General features: G+C 69.1%; 23 protein-coding genes and 1 riboswitch. All 23 genes read right to left on the bottom strand.

The annotated features are described in order from the left end of the window. Position 1 precedes the first annotated feature (1 nt). The 23 genes from ACZ5UM_RS02705 to ACZ5UM_RS02815 all read right to left on the bottom strand — a co-directional run bounded on the left by ACZ5UM_RS02705 (position 2) and on the right by ACZ5UM_RS02815 (position 19,142). On the bottom strand, positions 2-781 hold the full coding sequence (locus tag ACZ5UM_RS02705) for a flagellar biosynthetic protein FliR (RefSeq protein ID WP_464846840.1): 780 nt from the start codon (positions 779-781) through the stop codon (positions 2-4). A 6-nt stretch (positions 782-787) separates the two neighbouring features. Beyond that, entirely contained in the window at positions 788-1,057 is a 270-nt protein-coding gene (gene fliQ / locus ACZ5UM_RS02710) for a flagellar biosynthesis protein FliQ (RefSeq protein WP_011197105.1), read from the bottom strand. Between the two features lie 15 nt (positions 1,058-1,072). Beyond that, positions 1,073-1,834, bottom strand: coding sequence for a flagellar type III secretion system pore protein FliP (gene fliP / locus ACZ5UM_RS02715; RefSeq protein WP_464846841.1), 762 nt, complete (start codon positions 1,832-1,834; stop codon positions 1,073-1,075). After that, positions 1,827-2,258 carry a FliO/MopB family protein gene (locus ACZ5UM_RS02720; protein ID WP_011197107.1) on the bottom strand — a complete coding sequence of 144 codons (432 nt, stop codon included), beginning with the start codon at positions 2,256-2,258 and terminating at the stop codon, positions 1,827-1,829. The genes fliP and ACZ5UM_RS02720 overlap by 8 nt, the downstream gene beginning before the upstream one ends. Then, a complete protein-coding gene (gene fliN, locus ACZ5UM_RS02725) occupies positions 2,255-2,635 on the bottom strand; it encodes a flagellar motor switch protein FliN (protein WP_011197108.1) in 381 nt (126 codons plus the stop codon). Before fliN ends, ACZ5UM_RS02720 begins: the two co-directional genes overlap by 4 nt. 17 nt (positions 2,636-2,652) lie before the next feature. Beyond that, complete coding sequence (locus ACZ5UM_RS02730) at positions 2,653-3,117, bottom strand: flagellar basal body-associated FliL family protein (protein WP_464846842.1); 465 nt, start codon at positions 3,115-3,117, stop codon at positions 2,653-2,655. A 43-nt stretch (positions 3,118-3,160) separates the two neighbouring features. Then, a complete protein-coding gene (locus ACZ5UM_RS02735) occupies positions 3,161-4,417 on the bottom strand; it encodes a flagellar hook protein FlgE (protein ID WP_464846843.1) in 1,257 nt (418 codons plus the stop codon). 16 nt (positions 4,418-4,433) lie between these two features. Continuing rightward, positions 4,434-4,853, bottom strand: coding sequence for a flagellar hook capping FlgD N-terminal domain-containing protein (locus tag ACZ5UM_RS02740; RefSeq protein WP_464846844.1), 420 nt, complete (start codon positions 4,851-4,853; stop codon positions 4,434-4,436). Between the two features lie 13 nt (positions 4,854-4,866). Further along, the gene (locus tag ACZ5UM_RS02745; RefSeq protein WP_464846845.1) at positions 4,867-6,147 is read right to left on the bottom strand and encodes a flagellar hook-length control protein FliK; all 1,281 of its coding nucleotides are present in this window, start codon (positions 6,145-6,147) and stop codon (positions 4,867-4,869) included. Further along, on the bottom strand, positions 6,144-6,818 hold the full coding sequence (locus tag ACZ5UM_RS02750; RefSeq protein ID WP_464846846.1) for a magnesium transporter MgtE N-terminal domain-containing protein: 675 nt from the start codon (positions 6,816-6,818) through the stop codon (positions 6,144-6,146). Before ACZ5UM_RS02750 ends, ACZ5UM_RS02745 begins: the two co-directional genes overlap by 4 nt. Beyond that, a complete protein-coding gene (gene fliJ, locus ACZ5UM_RS02755) occupies positions 6,815-7,267 on the bottom strand; it encodes a flagellar export protein FliJ (protein WP_464846847.1) in 453 nt (150 codons plus the stop codon). The genes ACZ5UM_RS02750 and fliJ overlap by 4 nt, the downstream gene beginning before the upstream one ends. A 3-nt stretch (positions 7,268-7,270) precedes the next feature. After that, on the bottom strand, positions 7,271-8,593 hold the full coding sequence (locus ACZ5UM_RS02760; RefSeq protein ID WP_464846848.1) for a FliI/YscN family ATPase: 1,323 nt from the start codon (positions 8,591-8,593) through the stop codon (positions 7,271-7,273). Beyond that, on the bottom strand, positions 8,590-9,483 hold the full coding sequence (locus ACZ5UM_RS02765; protein ID WP_464846849.1) for a FliH/SctL family protein: 894 nt from the start codon (positions 9,481-9,483) through the stop codon (positions 8,590-8,592). The genes ACZ5UM_RS02760 and ACZ5UM_RS02765 overlap by 4 nt, the downstream gene beginning before the upstream one ends. Then, positions 9,470-10,486 carry a flagellar motor switch protein FliG gene (fliG, locus tag ACZ5UM_RS02770; protein ID WP_464846850.1) on the bottom strand — a complete coding sequence of 339 codons (1,017 nt, stop codon included), beginning with the start codon at positions 10,484-10,486 and terminating at the stop codon, positions 9,470-9,472. Before fliG ends, ACZ5UM_RS02765 begins: the two co-directional genes overlap by 14 nt. A gap of 3 nt (positions 10,487-10,489) precedes the next feature. Further along, complete coding sequence (fliF, locus tag ACZ5UM_RS02775; RefSeq protein ID WP_011197118.1) at positions 10,490-12,220, bottom strand: flagellar basal-body MS-ring/collar protein FliF; 1,731 nt, start codon at positions 12,218-12,220, stop codon at positions 10,490-10,492. Between the two features lie 48 nt (positions 12,221-12,268). Further along, on the bottom strand, positions 12,269-12,568 hold the full coding sequence (gene fliE, locus ACZ5UM_RS02780; RefSeq protein ID WP_011197119.1) for a flagellar hook-basal body complex protein FliE: 300 nt from the start codon (positions 12,566-12,568) through the stop codon (positions 12,269-12,271). 22 nt (positions 12,569-12,590) lie between these two features. Beyond that, positions 12,591-13,034, bottom strand: coding sequence for a flagellar basal body rod protein FlgC (flgC, locus tag ACZ5UM_RS02785; protein ID WP_464846851.1), 444 nt, complete (start codon positions 13,032-13,034; stop codon positions 12,591-12,593). Between the two features lie 4 nt (positions 13,035-13,038). Next, complete coding sequence (locus ACZ5UM_RS02790; protein WP_464846852.1) at positions 13,039-13,398, bottom strand: flagellar basal body rod protein FlgB; 360 nt, start codon at positions 13,396-13,398, stop codon at positions 13,039-13,041. Positions 13,399-13,423: 25 nt separating this feature from the next. Beyond that, the gene (locus ACZ5UM_RS02795; protein ID WP_464846853.1) at positions 13,424-14,119 is read right to left on the bottom strand and encodes a flagellar hook-basal body protein; all 696 of its coding nucleotides are present in this window, start codon (positions 14,117-14,119) and stop codon (positions 13,424-13,426) included. Then, on the bottom strand, positions 14,116-14,637 hold the full coding sequence (locus ACZ5UM_RS02800; RefSeq protein ID WP_464846854.1) for a chemotaxis protein CheX: 522 nt from the start codon (positions 14,635-14,637) through the stop codon (positions 14,116-14,118). The genes ACZ5UM_RS02795 and ACZ5UM_RS02800 overlap by 4 nt, the downstream gene beginning before the upstream one ends. 22 nt (positions 14,638-14,659) lie before the next feature. Next, the gene (gene fliM, locus ACZ5UM_RS02805; RefSeq protein ID WP_464846855.1) at positions 14,660-15,586 is read right to left on the bottom strand and encodes a flagellar motor switch protein FliM; all 927 of its coding nucleotides are present in this window, start codon (positions 15,584-15,586) and stop codon (positions 14,660-14,662) included. Between the two features lie 270 nt (positions 15,587-15,856). Continuing rightward, positions 15,857-15,945, bottom strand: a riboswitch (cyclic di-GMP riboswitch). 232 nt (positions 15,946-16,177) lie between these two features. Then, positions 16,178-17,944: an acyl-CoA dehydrogenase family protein gene (locus ACZ5UM_RS02810; protein WP_464846856.1), complete on the bottom strand. Its 1,767-nt coding sequence runs from the start codon at positions 17,942-17,944 to the stop codon at positions 16,178-16,180. A 19-nt stretch (positions 17,945-17,963) separates the two neighbouring features. Continuing rightward, positions 17,964-19,142, bottom strand: a complete 1,179-nt coding sequence (locus ACZ5UM_RS02815; RefSeq protein WP_464846857.1) for an acetyl-CoA C-acyltransferase — start codon at positions 19,140-19,142, stop codon at positions 17,964-17,966. Between the last annotated feature and the right edge of the window lie 4 nt (positions 19,143-19,146).

Raw genomic sequence — 19,146 nt, forward strand, 5'->3', positions numbered from 1 at the left:
CTTACCCCCCCGGCACGGCCCGCATGAGCTCGAGTATCCGCAGGGCCTCCCGGAAGCCGGCCTCGAACAGGGCCGTGAGCGGCCGCCCGTAGAACGGCAGCAGCAGCACCAGGAGCAGAAGCCCTACGAAGGTCTTGGTGCCCAGACCGATGGCGAAGATGTTGAGCTGCGCCACGGCCCGGTTCAGCACCGCGAACGCCACCATGGTGAGCAGCATGACCGCCACAAAGGGCAGGACGAGCTGCACAGCCAGCGCCAGCAGGTCGCCGAAGAGCCGGGCGACGTAGAGACCGCCGGCGGTGCCCTCCACCGGCCCGCCCGCCGGCACCAGGGCGTAGCTCTGCGCAAACGCCCGGATCAGCCAGTGGTGGCCGTCGAGGGCGATGAAGAACACCAGGGCCGTGGTCTGAAACAGGTTGCCCAGCACCGTGGCGCCCTGGCCGGTGATCGGGTCGAACAGGCCCGCCAGCGCAAAGCCCATCTCCAGGTCCATCAGCGCGCCGGCGATCTGCAGCACGCTGATCACCATCAGGCACAGGAACCCGATGACCAGGCCCACCACCATCTCCACCAGGGCGGCAGTGAGCAGGTGCACCCCCTCCGTCCGCCCGGGGGCCACTTCGATGGCCGGCATGAGGAAGAATCCCAGCACGAAGCTCAGGGCCACCCGCACCTGAAACGGCACGAACCGGGTGGAGAAGACGGGCGCTGCGGTGAAGACGCCCATGGCCCGGGAAGCGCCCAGCAGGAGGGCGGCGAGCTGCGCGTAGAGCTGTTCCATCGGCCGTCAGCGCACCATCCGGGGCAGCAGGTCCATCACGCGCCGGGCGAAGTCCATGAGGGTGGTGAGCATCCAGGGCCCGAACACGACCAGACCCGCCACCGCCGCGAGAATCTTGGGCACAAACTGCAGCGACGGCTCGTGCACCTGGGTGGTCGCCTGGAACAGCGAGATGATGAGGCCCACCAGGAGGCTGAGTCCGATGACGGGCGCCGCCACGTAAAGCGCAACCCGCACCGCTTCCTGTGCAAGATCCAGGGCGAATTCCGGAGTCACGTGCCTTCGCCCCCCTTATCCCGTGAAACTTCGGACCAGCGACTCCACCACGAGGTGCCAGCCGTCGACCAGCACGAAGAGCAGCACCTTGAAGGGCAGCGAGATCAGGGTCGGCGGCACCATCATCATGCCCAGGGACATCATGAGGCTGGCGGTGATGAGGTCGATGATGATGAAGGGCAGGTAGATCAGAAAGCCCATGGTGAACGCGGTCTTGAGTTCGCTGAGGGCGAACGCGGGCACCACGGTGAGGAAGCTGACGTCCTCGGGCCCTTCCGGCGCCGGTTGACCGCTCACCTCCAGCATCAGGCCGAGGTCGGCCTCACGGGTCTGCCGGAGCATGAAGGCCTTCAGCGGCAGCGCCCCCCGCTCGATGGCCTCCACCTGGTCGATCTCCCCGGCCAGGTAGGGCTGCACGGCGGTCTGGTTGATCTCGCTGAAGGTCGGCATCATCACCGCGGCGGTGAGGAACAGCGCAAGGCCGATGAGCACCTGGTTCGGCGGCGTCTGCTGCAGCCCCAGCGCCGTGCGGATGAAGCCGAAGACGACGATGATGCGGGTGAAGGAAGTGCAGAGGATCACGATGGCCGGCGCCAGCGTGAGCACCGTGAGCAGGAGGAGCAGCTGCATCGTCTGCAGCCCCTCCTGGGGCGTCTCCGCGGGCCGGATGAAGTCGAAGGTGGGAATCTCCAGCGGCTGGGCCAGCGCGGCCGGCGCCGCCAGCGCCAGGAGAGCCGCGGTGAGCAGCAGCGGGCGCAGGATCCGTGCGCTACGCATGCGGCCCCCCTCCCTTCCGCGCGAGAAGCTCACGCATGCGCTCCAGGTTGGCCCGCACCGCGCCCTCCACACCCGCGAAGCTGGTGGGGCGGGACCCCTGCTCGGGCGGAGACTCCGCCAGCCACTCCGCCGCCAGCTCCGGGTCGTCGATGCGGTGGATGAGCCGGATGGAGCCCTCAGCGGAGCCCAAGAGCAGGATCTCCTGCCCCACCTGCACCAGCAGCAGGTACCGGTCGCGGCCCACAGCCAGCCCCTCCAGCACCCGCATCCGCCGGCCGCGGGCGATGTGAAACTGCCACCGGGCCAGCCAGCGCACGGTGACGAAGGCCAGCGCGATGACCAGGAGCGCGCTGAACAGGAAGAGCAGCAGACTGCCCGAGCCGCCGCCGGGCCAGGCCTGGACCGGGGTCTCGGTGCCGGTCATCGGCCGGCGCTCCCCTCGGGGTTGATCAGCTCGGTGATGCGGATGCCATAGTTCTCGCCGATCACCACGACCTCCCCGCGGGCCACCAGCTGACCGTTGACCAGGAGATCCACCGCCTCACCCGCGTGCTTGTCCAGCTCCAGGACCGAGCCCGGGCCCATCGCCAGGATCTCCCGCAGGCTCCGCCGGCTCTGGCCGAGCTCCACCGTCAGTTCCAGTTCCACGTCGGCGAGCAGCCCCAGCGGCGACGGGTCCCCCTGGGCCGACCCCTCCGGGTTCAGGTCGGGAAAGGCGGCCGCCTCCGGCTTCTGCTCACCCTGCCGTGCCTGGGCGAAGAGGGCGGCGATCTCCTCCTGGGTCAGTCCGTGCTTGGCCATCGATCGCCCCTCCTTCCCTACTGGATCACCATGTCGGTCACGTAGACCCGGGTCACGTGGCCGGGCAGGAGGCCGTCGAGCCCGTTCTTGATCGCCTGGGCCAGCCGCTCCTTGCCGTCGGCGCCGCTCAGGTCGGCCGCGGTCAGCTCGCGGACCTGGCTCAGGACCACGTCCCGCACCTGCGGGGCGGCGTCCCGGGCGATCTGCTCGGAGTTGCCGCTGCGCAGCCCCAGGGCCACGCTGAACTTGATGTAGCGAAGCCGGTCCTTGTCCGCGAGGTTGGTCACAAACTCGTCGAGCTCGTAGTACGCCGCTTCCAGCACCGGCTCGCCGGCCACGACGGCCGTGCCCCCGCCCCCGCCGGCGGCCACGAGACCGCCGCTCTGCGGCAGGATGAAGATCACGTAGGCGGCGAGGCCGGCCACGCCGACCGCCAGGATGACAACGGCGGCGACGAGCGCTGTAATCAGCCCTCGGTTCATGTGTAATCTCCTCTTATCGGTTAGTTCAGTAAGGAACCCGCACTTACCGCTTCAGGTTGATGATCTCCTGCAGCATGTCATCCGCAGTGCTGACGACCCTCGCCGAGGCCTGATAACCCCGCTGGGTGAGGATCATCTCGGTGAACTGGCCCGCCAGGTCGACGTTGGACCCTTCCAGGTTGCCCGGCACCAGGGTGCCGCGCCCGCCCGTGCCGGCCGTCCCGATCTGCGGCACGCCCGAGGCCGGGGATTCGGCGAAGGTGGAGTTGCCCTCCTTGATGAGGCCGGCCATGTTGTTGAAGTGGGCCAGGGCGATCTGGGCCAGCAGCCGGGAGTCGCCGTTGGTGTACCGGCCGATGATCTCGCCGAGCTCGTTGACGTAGACCGCCTCCAGGCTGCCCATGGGCCGGCCGTCGCGGGTGTCCAGTTCCACCGTGGAACGGGCGGTGCCGCCGGAGCCGGACGCGTCGTAGGCCTGGGTGATCTTGCGGAAGTCCAGGGTGATCTCCAGGTCGTCCGCCTGGTCGTTGGGATCCGTGATGGTGATCGTCCAGAGCCTCGGGTCATCATCGTTAGGACCCTCAGGGCCCAGGATCCGGCCGTCCGATCCGAAGGCCAGCGTGTGCTCGTCAGACCAGCCCTCGGTCTCCGGATCCCAGTACTGCACCGTCCAGGTGTTGCCGTCGCCCTTGGTGAAGCGGAGCGTGATGGGGATGTCGCGGCCCAGGGAGTCGTACGCGTTGATGATGGTCTCGTAGGTGCTGTCTTCCTCTGCGGCCGCGTCCAGGTTCCCCTTGAAGGTCGCGCGGGTGGTCGCGACCGGCAGCGAGACCGAGCCCCGGACGATCTGGATGTCCTGCATCGTCGCCCGGTCGGTGCGGCCGATGACGCCGTCGACGGCCATCCAGCCCTGCACCTTCATCCCGAGGGCCGGGTTGATCAGGATGCCGTCCGGGTTCCAGTCGAACATGCCCGCCCGGCTGTACAAAATCTCGTCGTTGGCGCCCTTCAGCACGAAGAGGCCGGCGCCGGAAATCGCCAGGTCAAACGCCCGGCCGGTCATCTGGAAGGCGCCCTCGTCGGTGATGAGGTCCGTGGAGCCCACGGCCACGCCCAGGCCGATCTGCTGCGGGTTGGTCAGGGCCGAACCCGAGGAGAGCGTCTGGTTGAACACGTCAGTGAAGGTGACCCGGCTGGCCTTGAAGCCGGTCGTGTTGACGTTGGCGATGTTGTTGCCGATCACGTCCATCCGCGTCTGGTGGCTGCGGATACCCGAAACGCCGGAGTACAGCGAACGCATGCCAGACTACCTCCCCTTACTCTTCTTCGAAGCTGGGCGGTGCGACCTCGATCACCTGCTCGAGCCGGATCTCCCGGTTGCCGAGATTGAGCAGCGGTTCACCGCTGTCGATCCGGACGGCGTACACGATGCCGATCTCAGGCTGCCCCTCGTTCCCCCAGTACTTCACCGCGGCGCCGACGAGGCTGAGCCCGTAGCTGAGCCGCGCCCAGCGGACGTTTTCGGTCATCTGCTCCAGGGCCGAGAACTGCGCGAGCTGCGCCATGAACTCCCGGTCGTCGATGGGGTTGAGCGGGTCCTGATACCGCAGCTGCGTGACCAGCAGCTGCAGGAACTCCATCTTGCCCAGCTGGTCGGTGGGCCTCCTGCTCTCAGCGGTCTGCCCGGCGCCGGAGGCCGTACCCGGCTGGACCCCTTGAACGCCGTTCACACTCATCGCCTACCGCCTCCTACGCCAACGTATCCAGCCGCCCGCTCCGGGGGCCGGCAGATCGCCCGACAGCGGCCGCCGGTGCGGCCGCGGCCTCGGTCGCCTTCACGCTGCGGCCGGACGCCCGGGGCCACCCCGCCGGATCCTCGTCGCCGCCCTGGCGGGCCTGCCGCCCCTGGCCGGTAGCCACCTCGAACCCTGCGAGCTGGTACCCGGCATCGCTCAGGCCCTGCCGGAGCTGCTCGCCCCGGCTCTCCAGCGCCTGGCGGGCGTCGGCGGTGGACACCTCCATGGCGGCGTACACCTCACGACCGCTCAGGTGCAGCTCCAGCCGCACCTCGCCCAGGTGCTCGGGGTGCAGCCGCAGGGTCAGCCGGTACTGGCCGTCCGGCAGTTCGGGAAGCGCCCGGGTCAGCTCGTTCACCAGCTGCTCCGCCTGCAGCCGGCCGGCGGTGAGCCGCTCCAGCCCCCGAACCGCCGCCGGACGGGCAGCAACCTCGGCGCCGCCTCCCGGATCAGGCCCGGTGGCCGGCGCGGCGTCGGGCGCCTGCCGCACCGCCGTGCCCTGCGGACTTCCTTCCTCGGCCGATGCGCCGTCCCCCGCGGCGAAGCCCTCATCGGCGAGCGGCTCCAGAGCTGCGGGGTTCGCCCTACCTTCGGGCATCCCGGCCGGTGCGGGTCCTGCGGGGGGTTCAGCCGCCGCGTCGGCCTCCGCGGCCTGCCCGGCGGGGGCCCCATCGGGCAGGACGGCCGGCTGCGGCCGATCCCGCGCCGCCATCCAGGCCTCACCGGCCTCCGCCGGCGCCGCCTGGCCGCCCTGTGCCGGCGACCCGGCCGGCAGATCTCCCGTCCCCGGGCCCGGGGGCTCCGGCCCCTGCGGCCGCAGCAGGTTCGCCAGCGGATCCTGCCCGGCCTGCCCCGGCGCCGCCTGCTCCGCGGCGATCACTTCGACCGTCAGGCCGGCCGGCGCCGCGGCGGCGTCAGCCTGCCCGTCCGGGGCCGCGGCGGCCTCCCCGGGAAGCGCCGCGGGCAGCATCGCCTGCGGGCCAGCCGGACTGGCCGGTCCCAACAGCGCCTGGATCGGATCGGGGAGCCCGGCTCCGGCCGGCGGGGCCTGCCCCGGAGGAACCACCTCACCGGCCCCGGGGGCGTCAGGCGGCGCCTGTGCAGGCGCCAGGGCGGCCAGCACCGCCGCGAAGGTGCCGTCGGCCGGGGAAGCTTCGCTTCTGCGCCTGCCCTCTCCGTGGGTCGCCACCGGGGCCTGGGGCGCTCCGCCCGCACTCACGATCGGTGCCGTCACGGCTCTACCTCCTCTGCATAGGCCCGCAGCAGCGCGGCTGCCCGGTTCTCCTCCATCGCCGCCAGAATCGCCGCTGCGTCGTCCGTCTTCATCTGCTTCAGAACGGCCACTGCCGTGCCGTTCCCCATCTCCGCGAGCAGGACAGCTGCCCGGTAGGGGGACATTTCGGTGAGGAGCCGGGCGGTCTGCGCGGCCGTGGCTCCCGACCGGTCGGCGACCCCCAGTTCCTCCAGGAGCTGGTCCACCTGGGCCTCCCGCTCCTGCAGCGCCGCCTCCCGCTGGTTCAGGTCCGCTTCACGCTGCTGCAGGTCCGCCTGTTTCCGTGCCAGTTCCACCGCCCTCTGCAGCTGCTCGGCAGAGGGGGCTGCATCCGCAGGCGCCTGTCCGGGCGCCTCCTCCACCGGCGTCAGACCGGGAATCAGGTCGGGGCGGAGGTGGAGCGTGATGGCCGCTGCGCCCGTCAGCAGGGCGAAGAGGGTGAGGTAGACGGCGATGGACGGCGGCTGCCGGGGGCGCCGCGGCCGGGTCCTGGGCCGCCGGCGCGGCTTGGGCGGTGGCTCTGCCCCCGCCTCCTCCGCCCGGCGCCGGCGCAGCCGGGGAAGGCGCAGACGCCGCTTCCTGGGCAACTCCTCCCCGGGCGTACTGGTGGGCTCGGGTGCCACAGCGCTCATCGTCGGCCACCTCCCTCCCGATAGACCGTCTGTGCCATCTCATCAATCGCCGCCTGCTCCGCGGCCAGCATCGCCCGCTCGAACTCGGCGGCCCGGCGGTCCCGCAGCCGCTCCAGCACCTTCTCGCGCCGCTCGGCCTCGGTGAGCTCCCACCGCCGGCGCTCCTCCTCCTGCTGCGCCGCCGCAAGCTGCTCCGCCGCCAGCCACTCGGCCGCCACCAGGGCCTCGTGCAGTTCGGTGGACTGGCGCCATTCCAGCACCGTCATCCGCCCCTGCCGGCGGGCCAGCAGCCGCTGGGCGGATTCCGCCCGGCGGGCGGCGGCCTGCTCCAGCCGCATGGCGGCCGCGCGGGTCGCCAGGCGGGCCCGGGCGAAGTTGCTCAGCGCCACCTTGGTCTCCTGCTGCCGGATCTCCAGCAGCCGCTGCAGCCGAAAGCGGAAGCGCTTCATCGGTTATGCATCCTCCCCGCACAGCGCCGCGAGCCCCCGGAGGGCCTCCTCCATCGTGCTGGGCTGGTCCGCGGGCTGGATCAGGAAGCGTTTGATCTGGTCCATCTTGGCCAGCGCCTCGTCCACCAGGGGGTTGGTGCCCTGCTGGTAGGCGCCGATCTGAATCAGGTCCTCGGCCTCCTGGTAGGCCGAGAGCAAGGCCCGCAGCCGCTGGGCCTGCTTCCGGTGCTCCGGCGTCGTCACGTCGGGCATCACGCGGCTCACCGACTGCAGCGGGTCGATGGCCGGGTAGTGGCCGGCGTTGGCGAGCTTCCGGGAGAGCACCACGTGCCCGTCGAGAATCGAGCGGACCGCGTCGGCCACCGGCTCGTTCATGTCGTCGCCGTCCACCAGCACCGTGTACACGCCGGTCACGCTGCCTGCGGGGCCGGTGCCCGAGCGCTCCAGCACCCGGGGCAGCATGGCGAACACCGACGGGGTGTAGCCCCGGGTGGCGGGCGGCTCGCCGACCGCAAGCCCCACCTCCCGCTGGGCGTGGGCCAGGCGCGTGACCGAGTCCATCATCAGGATCACGTCGAGCCCGTGGGCGTCACGGAAGTACTCGGCGATGGCCGTGGCCATGAGCGCGGCCCGGATCCGCACCAGGGAGGGCTGCTCCGAGGTGGCCACCACCACCACGGACCGCCGGAGCCCCTCCTCGCCCAGGTCCTTCTCGATGAACTCCCGCACCTCCCGGCCGCGCTCGCCCACCAGGGCGATGACGTTGCAGTCGGCGGCGGTGGCCCGGGCGACCATGCCGAGCAGGGTCGACTTGCCGACGCCCGACCCGGCGAAGATGCCGATCCGCTGACCCATGCCCACCGTAATCAGGGCATCCAGGGCCCGGACGCCCAGGCTGAGCGGCCGGTGGATGCGCTGGCGGGCCAGGGGGTCGGGGGCGGGCCCGAGGATGGGGCGGAAGCCGCAGCCCATCAGGGGGCCCTTGTCGTCGATGGGGTTGCCGAGGCCGTCGATGACCCGGCCCAGGAGCCCCATCCCGACCGGCGCCTGCAGGGGGCCGCCGGTGGCGATCACATCCCAGCCGGGGCGCAGGCCGTCGGTCTCACCGAGGGGCATCAGCAGCAGTCGGTCCTCCCGGAAGCCGACCACTTCGGCCGGGACCCTCCGCCCGTCGCCCTGCAGCCAGCACAGTTCGTTCATCTTGGCCCTGGGGCCGGCCGACTCGATGATGAGCCCGGCGGCGCCGGTCACCCGGCCGACGACGGGCAGCAGTTCGACCTGCTCCACCGCCCGCCGCAGCCTGGTCCACGGCAGTGCAGCGCTCATTCCTCAGACCCTCCCAGGGCGGCACGCATGGCGGCCTCCATGCGCTCGATCTGGTGCTCCAGGTCGCCGTCGACCTGGCCCACCGGGGTCTGCACCACGTAGCTGCCCCGCTGCATCCCGGGATCGGCGGTGAGCGTGAGGGCCCCCGCCCCGAGCTCCCGCTCCAGGACGGCGCGCTGCGCCTCCAAGAGCGGCAGGTCCTCGGGGTTCACGCGCACGGTTGCGGGAGCGTCCTTCACCAGCCGCAGGCCGGCGGCCACCATGCGCACCACCGACTGGGGCTCCACGGCCAGGTGCCCCTGCACGAGCCGTGCCGCGGCCGCCACCGCCAGCTGGACCAGCGCCTCCTGCGACTGCTCCAGCCGCTCCTGCACCAGCCGCTCGGCGCGCTGGCGAGCCTCCTCGAGGATGCGCTGCGCCTCTTCCCGCGCATCGGCCAGCAGCTTCTCCGCCGCCTTCTCCGCCTCCAGGCGGGTGACGGCGGCCTCCTTCTCGGCGGTCTGTCGCAGGTTCTCTCCCTGGAGCCGGGCGTTCTCCAGCGCCAGCTCGGCCTCCCGCCGGAGGGCCTCCACTTCGGCCCGGCCGGCCTCCAGCCCTTCCCGGCGACCCTGCTGGAAGCCTTCCTCCCGGGCGGCGGCCTCGGCGCGCTCGGCCTCCTCCGCCGCGGACTGCAGGATGCGGGCGGCTTCCAGCCGCGCCTCGTCCAGCACCGACTCGGCGGCCTTCTTCTCCGCCTCCAGCTCCTCGGGTGCCGGCGGCGCCGGCCGCCGGGCCGGCTTCGGCGGGCTGGGCGGCGGCGGAGGCGGCGGCGGGGGCGGCGTGAGCTGCGGCCACGAAGGGGCCCGTACCTCCACCCCGGGTGGGAGCTTGCCGGACCTAGATGTACTCATCAGCGCCACCACCCCTGGCGATCTGGATCTCGCCGGACTCCTCAAGCCGCCTGATCAGGGCGACGATGCGGGCCTGCGCCTCTTCCACGTCGCGGATGCGCACGGGGCCCAGGTACTCCACGGCCTCCCGCAGGGCTTCGCCGGCCCGCTTGGAGACGTTGTTCATGATCTTGCGCCACACCTCTTCCTTGGCGGCCTTGAGGGCGAGCGGCAGATCCTTGTTCATGTCCACCTCGCGCAGGATCCGCTGGACGGTGCGGTCGTCGAGGTTGACGATGTCGTCGAAGAGGAACATCCGCTGGGCGATCTCGCTGGCCAGGTCGGGGTCGTCCGCCGAGAGCAACCCCATGATGGTCTTCTCGGTGGTGCGGTCGACCCGGTTGAGGACGTCCACCGCCCAGTTGATGCCGCCGGCCGCCGTCGACTCCTGGCTGACGATGGCCGATGCCTTCCGTTCCAGGACCCGCTCGGCCTCCCGCAGCATCTCGGGCGACGTGCGGTCGAGCGTGGCCACCCGGCGGAGGATGTCGGCCTGCCGCTCCGGCGGGAGGCCCAGCAGCACCTGCGCCGCCTTGTCCGCGTCGAGGTGGGCCATGATGACGGCGACGGTCTGGGGATGCTCGTTCTGCAGGAACGAGGCCAGGTGCACCGGATCCGTGTGCCGCACGGCGTCGAAGGGACGGCGCCGGAGGTGGGAGGTCAGGCGGGTCAGGATGTCGCGCGCCCGCTCCTGTCCCAGCGCCTTTTCGAGCATCTCACGGGCATAATCGATGCCGCCCGTGCGAATGTGTTTATCAGCCGTGGCCACCATGATGAACTCGGTGAGCACCTGGTCCCGTACCTCGGGGGTCACCTTACGGGACTGGGCGATCTCGACGGTGAGCATCTCGATCTCGTCGTCCCGGAGGTGCTTCAGGATCTTCGCCGAGCGCTCAACGCCGATGTTGATGCAGAAGATCGCCGCCTTCTGCCGGCTGGTCAGTTTCTGGTCACGGTCTGCCAAGCGCTAGATCCCCCCCTTCAGCCAGTGCCGGATGACCTCGGCGCAGGCCTCGGGCGCCTGCTCAAGCAGCACGTCGATGTCGGCCAGGATGTCGTCGTCCATGAAATCCTCCGGATCGATCGGCTGCCGCGGGGGCCGCCGCCGCTTCATGACTTCCTCGAACTTCTCCGCGGCCGTCATCTCCCCTGTGATTTGCACGTCGGTCTCCTCGGCGGGGGCTGCCTCCGGTGCCTCCGGTGCCGCCGGCGCCGCCTCTGCGGCCGCGGCCTGCTGGACCGGAAGCGGCTGGTCGAGCCCCAGCGCCACGTCGAGGGCCGTGCCCACGGCCGGATGGCCCGGCAGCGCAAACTCGGGCTCGGACTCGCGCCGCCGCGTCAGCAGTGCGGCCAGAATCAGCAGGAACGACGCGATCCCGAGGCCGATGGCCAGGGCCCTGGCGTCAAAGAGCCGGGAACCCGCCGCAGCCTCCGGCGCGGGCGGCGCAGCATCCGCCTGCGCGGTCGGGCGGAAGGACATGGCCAGTACGGTCACGTCGGAGAGCTGCGCCCCGGTGGCGCTGGCCGCGTGCTGTCGAATCAGGTCGATCTCGGACTGGGTCAGGGTATCCTGGTTGATGGTCACCGCCGCGCTGATGCGCTTCACCGAACCGGCGGGCGACACGGTGACCTGGTTCCGCTCGCCCACGTCGTACCGGGTCTCGGTGCGGCTCTGGTAGGACTCGCCGGACTCCGTGGAGACGCTGGGCTCCTGGTAGATGGGCACGGCGGGCGCGGTGACCCCCGGGGTCTCCCCCTGGCCGGGCAGCTGCGTGCTGACCGGCGCGGGCTCGGTGCTGGTGCCCTGGGTCTGGGAGCCCGACCGCTCCGACACGGTGGCGACGGGCACGCCCTGGCCCACGATCCGCTCCTCGGTGCGGGAGGACTGGTGGTCCAGCTCCACCGTCACGGAAGCCGCGACGTTGCCCCGACCGAAGATCGGCTCCAGCACCTGGAGGAGCTTCTGCGTCAGCTGCTCCTCCCGCTGCCGCTGGAAGGCGAGCGCCTCGGCGTCGAGCCGCTGCGCATCGTCGTCGGCGGGCCTGAGCTCCCGTCCCTGGCTGTCGATCACCGTCACCCGGTCCGGCGTCAGCCCCTCGACGGAGCTGGCAACGAAATTGATGATTGCGGTGACGTTATCCGCGTCGAGGGTCCGTCCGGACCGGAGCTGAACGAGGACCGCGGCCGAGGGCGGCTCCTCATCCCGCACGAAGACGGACTTTTCGGGTACATTGAGATTCACTTTGGCGTATTCGATGTCGGCGATGCGCATCAGGGAGCGGGACAGCTCCCCCTCCATCGCCCGTTTGTAGTTCACCTGGCGGTCGAACTCGGTTGCGCCGAACTGGGGCTGGGCGAAGATCTCGAGACCCACGTGTCCCGAGCTGGGCAGGCCGGCCTGCGCCTTCGCCAGGTTGGCGGCGCTGCGCTCCCGGGCGGGCACCTCGATGACCAGCCCGTTGCCGGTGACGCGGCTCGGGACGCCCAGTTCATCCAGGTGCGCCACCAGCGTGCTGACCTCGCTGGGGTCACTGGCCTTGTAGAAGACCTCCCACCGCGGCCGGTTCAGGTAGACGGCGACGGCGAGGGAAAGGGCCAGCGCCACCAGCAGGCCCACGGTGAGCCAGCGCACCGGCCGGCTCATCCCGCCCCAGATTTGCTTGACTCGCCCCATCACATCGGAGCCCGCATTAGCCAAGTGGTCTCCCCCCGCTGAGGTTGGTGCAGGTGCGGTCTAGGTCTTGACTTAGAAGGTCATGCGCATGATTTCCTGGTAAGCTTCGATGACCTTGTTCCGGACCTGGATGGCGAGGTTGAGGCTGAGGCTCGCGCGTTCAGAGGCGATCATGACCTGGGCGATATCCTCGACCTCCCCGGCCGCCAGCCTGACGGCCATCTCGTTGGCGTGGCGCTGATCCTGCTCCACCTGCCGGATGGCGTTGGCCAACACGTCGCCGAAGGAGGTGCCCTCCCGGACCTCACTGCGGTTCTCGCGGGAGATCGTCGGCTCCAGCGAAAGCATGGCGTTGATCCGTTGAATGTCCATGGCGGTTCTCCTCTCCTAGCGGCTAGCGGCCGATCTCCAGGGCCCTGAGGGCCATGTTCTTCGCGGCGTTGAACGCCGTCAGGTTGGCATCGTACATGCGCTGCGCCAGCATGAGATCGGTGATTTCCTGGAGCAGGTCCACGTTGGGCAGGCGGACGATGCCGGTGACCGGGTCGGCGTCGGGATGCGTGGGATCGTGGACCTCCTTGAAGGGGCTGGGATCCTCCACGATCTGCGCCACCCGCACCCCCAGCCCGGGCTCGGCCGGCCGGCCCGCCTGCCTGGCCAGCTCGCCGGCGAAGGTATTGGGCCGCTCCTCCACCACCACGGTGCGGCGGCGGTAGGGCCCGCCCTCCGCCGTGCGGGTGGTGCGGTAGTTGGCCAGGTTGTTGGCGATCACGTCCATGCGCAGCCGCTCGGCGGTCAGGGCCGAAGCGCTGGCCTCCATGGCCTGAAACATCCGCATTTAACTAGCGCCTCCCCTCCGTGATCACCATGCGCAGCCGGGCAAAGTGGTCGTTGATCTGTCGCGTGAGCGCGGCGTACCAGATCTGGTTGGCGGCCATCTTCACCGACTCCGCTTCCACGTCCACGTTGTTGCCGTCGGGGCGGCCGATCGAATCGGTCTCCCGCACGACCGTCGGGCGCACCTGGTCTGGGTCGCCCCCCTTGGCCAGGGCCCGGGCCAGCTCGGTCTCGAAATCGACCCGAGACCGCTTGAATCCGGGCGTCATCGCGTTGGCCAGGTTGTTGGCCAGCACCCGCTGCCGCAGCGACGCCGCGTCGATGGCCTGTTCCACGATGCGGGCGGCCAGGTCACGACCGATCATGGGCTATCCCCCTCCTCGCCGTCCATCAGACCTTGCCGATCTCGGTGACCGCTCGGGCCAGGGTCTCGTCCTGCACCCGGAGCGCCCGCTGGTTCACCTGGTAAGCCCGCAGGGTGACGATCAGGTCGGTCATCTCCTTGGCCAGATCCACGTTGGAGGCCTCCAGCCGCCGGCTGTGCAGCCGGGTCTCCGGGGCGGCATCGGCCAGGGCCAGCCGGCCGATGGGCATCCCGTCCGCCAGGATCGTGCCGTCGGCCTGGAAGGTGGGCTCCACGCCGGGCACCACCAGCGGAACCAGGCCGCCCGGGGCCTCCATCAGCACCCGGTATCCCTCGGCGGTGGTAATGGTGCCGTCGGCCATCTGGCGGAAGGTGCCGTTCCGGGTGCGGTAGAGGCTGCCGTCCGGCCGCTGGGCCAGGAACCAGCCGGGCCCCTCGAGCGCGAGGTCCAGCGCCCGGCCCGTCTCGTAGATGTCGCCCTGGCGCTCGTCCACCACCACCTGGTCCACCCGGCTGCCGTTCCCCAAGGTGCCCACCTCCTGGGACCTGGGGTCCGTGGGATCGCCCATGCGGTGGATCAGCATCCTGTCGAACTCCACCGACGTCGCGGTGGCCCGCTTGAACCCGCTCGTATTCATGTTGGCGATGTTGTCGGCCAGCACGTCCGTGCGCAGCTGCTCCACCGCCATGCCCGATCTGGAGGCTTCAATGCCCCGAATCAATCTGCCATCCCTCCCGTGGGACCTTCGCCGCCGGCTGACCTGGCGGCTGCGGGGTCCACCTCCCGCAGGGCCAGGTAGATCGTGATCTGCCCGAGTTCCGTGATGATCGGTACGGTCAGCATGTTGATCACGGAGTTGGCGAACCGGACGCCGGTTCCCCTGACGATGCGCGGGGGCGAGATGCGGCTCGGCCAGCCCGCCTGCTCCAGGGTGCCGGAGGCGTAGCCCGTGATGAGGTTCGCGAGCTCGCCCAGGGCCGACTCGGCCATGGGGTCGGTAATCGGGAAGTCCTGACCGGTCATGGCCCGGATGATGCCCTTGGCCATCGCCAGCTCCATGCCGTAGATGACGATCCCCTGAACCGATCCCATGACGCCGATGACCACATTCACCGCGTGCAGCGTGGCAATCGCCTTGCGCATCTGCGGCTTGTCGGAGACGACGCTCTTCAGCCCGGCCTCCGAGGCCAGAACCTTGAGTCCGGCGTAGACAAAGGGGTTCAGGAATTCAACTTTCATTGCTCCACCACTTCACCGGTTGTCAGGTCACCCGGCGCGTGATCTGGACGGCCATGCGGTCACCCACCACGCCGGGTTTTGCATGGAAGGCGAGCTTGTTGCCGACAAAAACCGGCAGTTCGTCCCCCACCCGGGCGTCCAGCCGGATGACGTCGCCGACCGCCAATGCAAGAAACTCGCCGAGTCGCATGCGGGTCTTGCCAAGCTGAGCGGTCACCGGCAGGGGCGCCCCCTGCACGGCGCGCCGCAGGCTCTCCTCTTCGGAAGGACTCTTGTGCTTGGTCTCGGCCAGCCACGACTGCGGCGAGAGACGGGACAAAACGGGCTCGACGGTGGAGTAAGGGAAGGCGAAGGTCATGTGACCCAGGTGCTCGCCGATCTCCACCGCCAGGGTAATGGCCGCCACCACCTCTGTGGGATTGTCCACCTGGATGAACACCGGGTTCGTCTCCACCGACTCGATGGTCGGGTCGATTTCGGCCACGTTCCGCCAGGCTTCCTTCATCGGGCCGAAGGTGTCCCGCACGACCCGCTGGATGATGCCCAGTTCGATCTCGGTCAGCTCCCGCTGCGGCTGCGCGTCGCTGCCCGGTCCGCCGAAGACCCGTTCGATGATCGCGAAGGCGATGTTGTGGCTCATCTCCAGCAGGCAGATTCCCGGCAGGGGATTGAGGCGGAACGAGAGCGCGATGGTGGGATTGGGGAGCAGCTGCGTGAACTCCGAGAGGGTGAACTGGTTGGTGGAACGCACGTTGATCTGGACCCAGGTGCGCAGCCCTGCAGACAGGTACGACTGAAGCAGCCGGGCGAGGTTCTCGTGCACCAGCACCAGGGTCCGGATCAAGTCCTTGTTGAACTTGCTCGGCCTCCGGAAATCGTAGGTGCGGACGTTGGTGCCCGTCGTCATTACGAGGGCATCAATTTCCGCTTGGCTCAGTGGGTTCTCCATGTGCACAACCCCTCCGTCTGGCTGGGGGACTCTATACCACAATGGCTCAAAGTTGGGACTATGTGCATATTATTCGTGTAATTATTCGCGGTGTCAGAGAGAGTTCCTGCCCGAAAGTCCAAGGAGTGGCTAATCCACGAAGGGGAACTTCTACCCGTAAACGCGAGAAACCTCCTGGCGTCGAAAAACCGACAATCGTTTGCCGGTAAAAATAACTACGCAAAAAGCACCCTCCAGCAGACGCTGCGACGCAAGACCGGCAGCGTCCCGAGCGGCAGCCCGGCTAGCATGGGAAGGTGACTTCCTTTAGCCCCGTGGCTTTGCGGCCCCGTCTTTCGGCGGGTGTGCCTTTGGCGCTGGGGGAAGAGTGCGGTGAATACGCCAAATATCTTTTCTTGGATCCAATACGGACGGATGATTTACTCATGAACTACGCATGGTATTGCATGTTCTATACACGGTCATGAAATACCTTCCATTCCTCGAATAGATTTTTTCCGCGCGATCTTAAATCTGGGCATCCCGCCCAGGCAGAAAAAGGGGGAGCGGCCGGACCGCTCCCCTTCATCTCTACATCCTGGCTGCTCCGTCCTAGCAGACGTACTCGCCCTTCTCCAGCAGCCGCTCGGCGATCTTCCGCTTGAGCGCCACGGTGTTGACCGGGGTATACCGGCTGAGCCGGCGGAGCATCGAGAGCTGCGTACGCAGCGTGTCGCCCTCCTCCTCCACGGCCGGCAGCAGCGTGCGGGCGGTGGAGGCAATCCGCTCGAAGGCCTCCTGGCAGTAGATCGTGGCCATCTCGACCTTCAGGCCGGGCTGCCCGCGCCGGACCGCCTTCAGCGCCCGGAGCACCGCCGACTCCATGGCGTAGATCTCGATGGCGATGTCGGCCACGCCCATGAGCAGCTCCTGCTCGTGCTCCAGCGCCATCTGGTACTTCTGCACGCCGAGACCGGCCAGCATCAGGAAGATCTTCCGGGCCCGGTCGATCATGAAGAGCTCCTGGGCCAGGGGCTCATCCGACTCCTCAAACGGCGTGAGGTTCATCAGCTCGTCCTGCAGGCCGGCCAGCGCCTGCATGATCGGCAGCTGGCCCTTCATGGCCCGGCGGACCAGGGTGCCCGGGATGAGCAGCCGGTTGATCTCGTTGGTGCCCTCGAAGATGCGGTTGATGCGGCTGTCCCGGTATGCCATGCTGACCATGTACTCATCCATGTAACCGTAGCCGCCGTGAATCTGCACGCCCTCGTCGGCGACGAAGTCGAAGGCCTCGGTGCCGAACACCTTCATGATGGAGCACTCCATGGCGTACTCCTCGATGCGCCGGGCCGCTTCCCGCCCGTCGGCGTTGGCGTCGAGGCCGGCCAGGTTCGCGTCGAAGAGGCCGGCGGTCCGGTAGCCCATGGACTCCGTGACATAGGTGCGCACGGCCATGTCGGCCAGCTTCTGCTGGATGGCCCGGAGTTCGGCGATGGGCTTGCCGAACTGCTTGCGGGTCTTGGCGTACTCGATGGAGGTGGCCAGGACCATCTTGCTGGAGCCGACGGTGCCGGCGCCCAGCTTCCAGCGGCCGATGTTCAGGATGTTGAACGCGATGACGTGCCCCTTGCCGATCTCGCCGAGCAGGTTCTCCACGGGCACCTTGGCGTCCTCCAGGATCAGCGAGCAGGTGGAGGAGGCGTGCAGGCCCATCTTCTTCTCCTCCGGGCCGATCGAGACCCCGGGGAAGTTTCGCTCGACGATGAAGGCCGAGAACTTCTCGCCGTCGACCTTGGCGTAGACCACGAAGACGTCCGCAAAGCCGGCGTTGGTGATCCACTGCTTGGTGCCGTTCAGGATCCAGTACTTGCCGTCCTCGGAGAGCCTCGCGGTGGTGCGGGCGCCCAGCGCGTCGGAGCCTGCGTTCGGCTCGGTGAGGGCGTAGGCCGCGACCCACTCGCCGGAGGCCAGCTTGGGCAGGTACTTGGCCTTCTGCTCGGGCGTGCCGAAGTAGACGATGGGCAGGCTGCCGATGCCGGTGTGGGCGCCGATGGTGATGGCGAAGGATCCGGCCCGGGAGTACTCCTCCGTCGCAACGGTAGCAGTCACCTTATCGAGCCCCATCCCGCCATACTCCTCGGGAATCTCCAGCCCCAGCAGGCCCAGCTCGCCCAGCTCGCGCAGGAGCGGCCGGGAGTGGAAGGGCTTATCCTGTTCGATTTCGGCCAGGCGCGCGAACACCTTCTCGGAAAACTCGCGGGCCGTGCTGCCGATCATCCGCTGCTCCTCGCTCAGGTCCTCCGGCGTGAAGACCTGATCGGGGCTCGCCTGGGAGAGGAGGAAAGAGCCTCCCTTCAAGACGTTGGCGGTCTCAGACATGTGCGGAACCTCCTTTATGCTAGTGCACGAACTCCAGCACTCCGGCGGCGCCCATGCCGCCGCCGACGCACATGGTCACGAGGCCGTACTTGGCCTTGCGGCGCCGGGCCTCGTGCATGATCGTCACGGTCAGCCGTGCGCCCGAGCAGCCCAGCGGGTGGCCGAGCGCAATGGCCCCGCCGTTGACGTTCACCCTGGCCGGGTCCATTTCGAGCTTCCGGATGACGGCCAGGGACTGGGAGGCAAACGCCTCGTTGAGCTCGATCAGGTCCACGTCGGCCAGCGTGATGCCCGCCTGCCGCAGGGCCTTGGGAACCGCCACCACGGGGCCGATGCCCATCACCTCGGGGTCGACGCCGCCCACCGCGAAGGAGCGGAAGATGGCCATGGGCTTCAGGCCCATCTCCTGCGCCTTTTCGGCGGACATCACCACCACGGCGGCGGCCCCGTCGGTCGTCTGGCTGGAGTTCCCTGCCGTCACCTGGCCGTTGGCGGAGAAGGCCGGGCGGAGACGGGCAAGAGCCTCCATCGAGGTGTCCCGGCGGACCCCCTCGTCCGTGTCGAAGACGAACTCCCTCTCCACCACGCGCTTGCCGTCAAAGATCCGCTCCTTCACGGTGATCGGCACGATCTCGTCCTTGAACTTGCCGGCATCGATGGCCGCAACCGCCTTCTGGTGGGAGGCCAGGGCGAAGGCATCCATGTCCTCCCGGCTGACGTTGTACCGGGCGCAGACGACCTCGGCCGTGTGGCCCATGGACATGTACAGCTGCGGGTAGCTCGCGACGATGTCAGGGTGCGGGCGGGGGGTATGGCCGCCCATGGGCACCCGGCTCATGGACTCGACGCCGCCGGCGATCGCGATGTCCATGTTGCCGGCCATGATGGCGTTGGCGGCGATGGCGATCGCGTTCAGGCCCGAAGAGCAGAACCGGTTGATGGTGAAGCCGGGGACCGAGGTCGGCAGCCCCGCCCGGATGGCGGCGTTGCGGGCGATGTTCAGGCCCTGTTCCCCCTCGGGGAACGCGCAGCCCATCACCACGTCCTCCACGGCTGCGGGTTCGAGTCCGGGTGTCCGTGCGATCGCTTCCTTAATAACTGTCGCGGCCATGTCCTCCGGTCGCACATGCCGGAGCGAGCCCCTCGGCGCCTTCCCCTGTGCCAGACGGACGCCGGTTACAATCACTGCCTCGCGCAACTCG

Source organism: Symbiobacterium ostreiconchae (assembly GCF_055396975.1).

What these genes read in the sequence shown, in the direction of transcription:
- fliN (WP_011197108.1), bottom strand. Translation starts at nt 2,635, where the DNA reads ATGGCCAAGCACGGACTGACCCAGGAGGAGATCGCCGCCCTCTTCGCC.
- ACZ5UM_RS02790 (WP_464846852.1), bottom strand. Translation starts at nt 13,398, where the DNA reads ATGATCGGTCGTGACCTGGCCGCCCGCATCGTGGAACAGGCCATCGAC.
- ACZ5UM_RS02740 (WP_464846844.1), bottom strand. Translation starts at nt 4,853, where the DNA reads ATGAGTGTGAACGGCGTTCAAGGGGTCCAGCCGGGTACGGCCTCCGGC.
- ACZ5UM_RS02810 (WP_464846856.1), bottom strand. Translation starts at nt 17,944, where the DNA reads ATGTCTGAGACCGCCAACGTCTTGAAGGGAGGCTCTTTCCTCCTCTCC.
- flgC (WP_464846851.1), bottom strand. Translation starts at nt 13,034, where the DNA reads ATGCGGATGTTTCAGGCCATGGAGGCCAGCGCTTCGGCCCTGACCGCC.
- ACZ5UM_RS02800 (WP_464846854.1), bottom strand. Translation starts at nt 14,637, where the DNA reads ATGAAAGTTGAATTCCTGAACCCCTTTGTCTACGCCGGACTCAAGGTT.
- ACZ5UM_RS02760 (WP_464846848.1), bottom strand. Translation starts at nt 8,593, where the DNA reads ATGAGCGCTGCACTGCCGTGGACCAGGCTGCGGCGGGCGGTGGAGCAG.
- fliJ (WP_464846847.1), bottom strand. Translation starts at nt 7,267, where the DNA reads ATGAAGCGCTTCCGCTTTCGGCTGCAGCGGCTGCTGGAGATCCGGCAG.
- ACZ5UM_RS02705 (WP_464846840.1), bottom strand. Translation starts at nt 781, where the DNA reads ATGGAACAGCTCTACGCGCAGCTCGCCGCCCTCCTGCTGGGCGCTTCC.
- ACZ5UM_RS02730 (WP_464846842.1), bottom strand. Translation starts at nt 3,117, where the DNA reads ATGAACCGAGGGCTGATTACAGCGCTCGTCGCCGCCGTTGTCATCCTG.
- fliE (WP_011197119.1), bottom strand. Translation starts at nt 12,568, where the DNA reads ATGGACATTCAACGGATCAACGCCATGCTTTCGCTGGAGCCGACGATC.
- ACZ5UM_RS02735 (WP_464846843.1), bottom strand. Translation starts at nt 4,417, where the DNA reads ATGCGTTCGCTGTACTCCGGCGTTTCGGGTATCCGCAGCCACCAGACG.
- ACZ5UM_RS02750 (WP_464846846.1), bottom strand. Translation starts at nt 6,818, where the DNA reads ATGAGCGCTGTGGCACCCGAGCCCACCAGTACGCCCGGGGAGGAGTTG.
- fliP (WP_464846841.1), bottom strand. Translation starts at nt 1,834, where the DNA reads ATGCGTAGCGCACGGATCCTGCGCCCGCTGCTGCTCACCGCGGCTCTC.
- ACZ5UM_RS02765 (WP_464846849.1), bottom strand. Translation starts at nt 9,483, where the DNA reads ATGAGTACATCTAGGTCCGGCAAGCTCCCACCCGGGGTGGAGGTACGG.
- ACZ5UM_RS02720 (WP_011197107.1), bottom strand. Translation starts at nt 2,258, where the DNA reads ATGACCGGCACCGAGACCCCGGTCCAGGCCTGGCCCGGCGGCGGCTCG.
- fliM (WP_464846855.1), bottom strand. Translation starts at nt 15,586, where the DNA reads ATGGAGAACCCACTGAGCCAAGCGGAAATTGATGCCCTCGTAATGACG.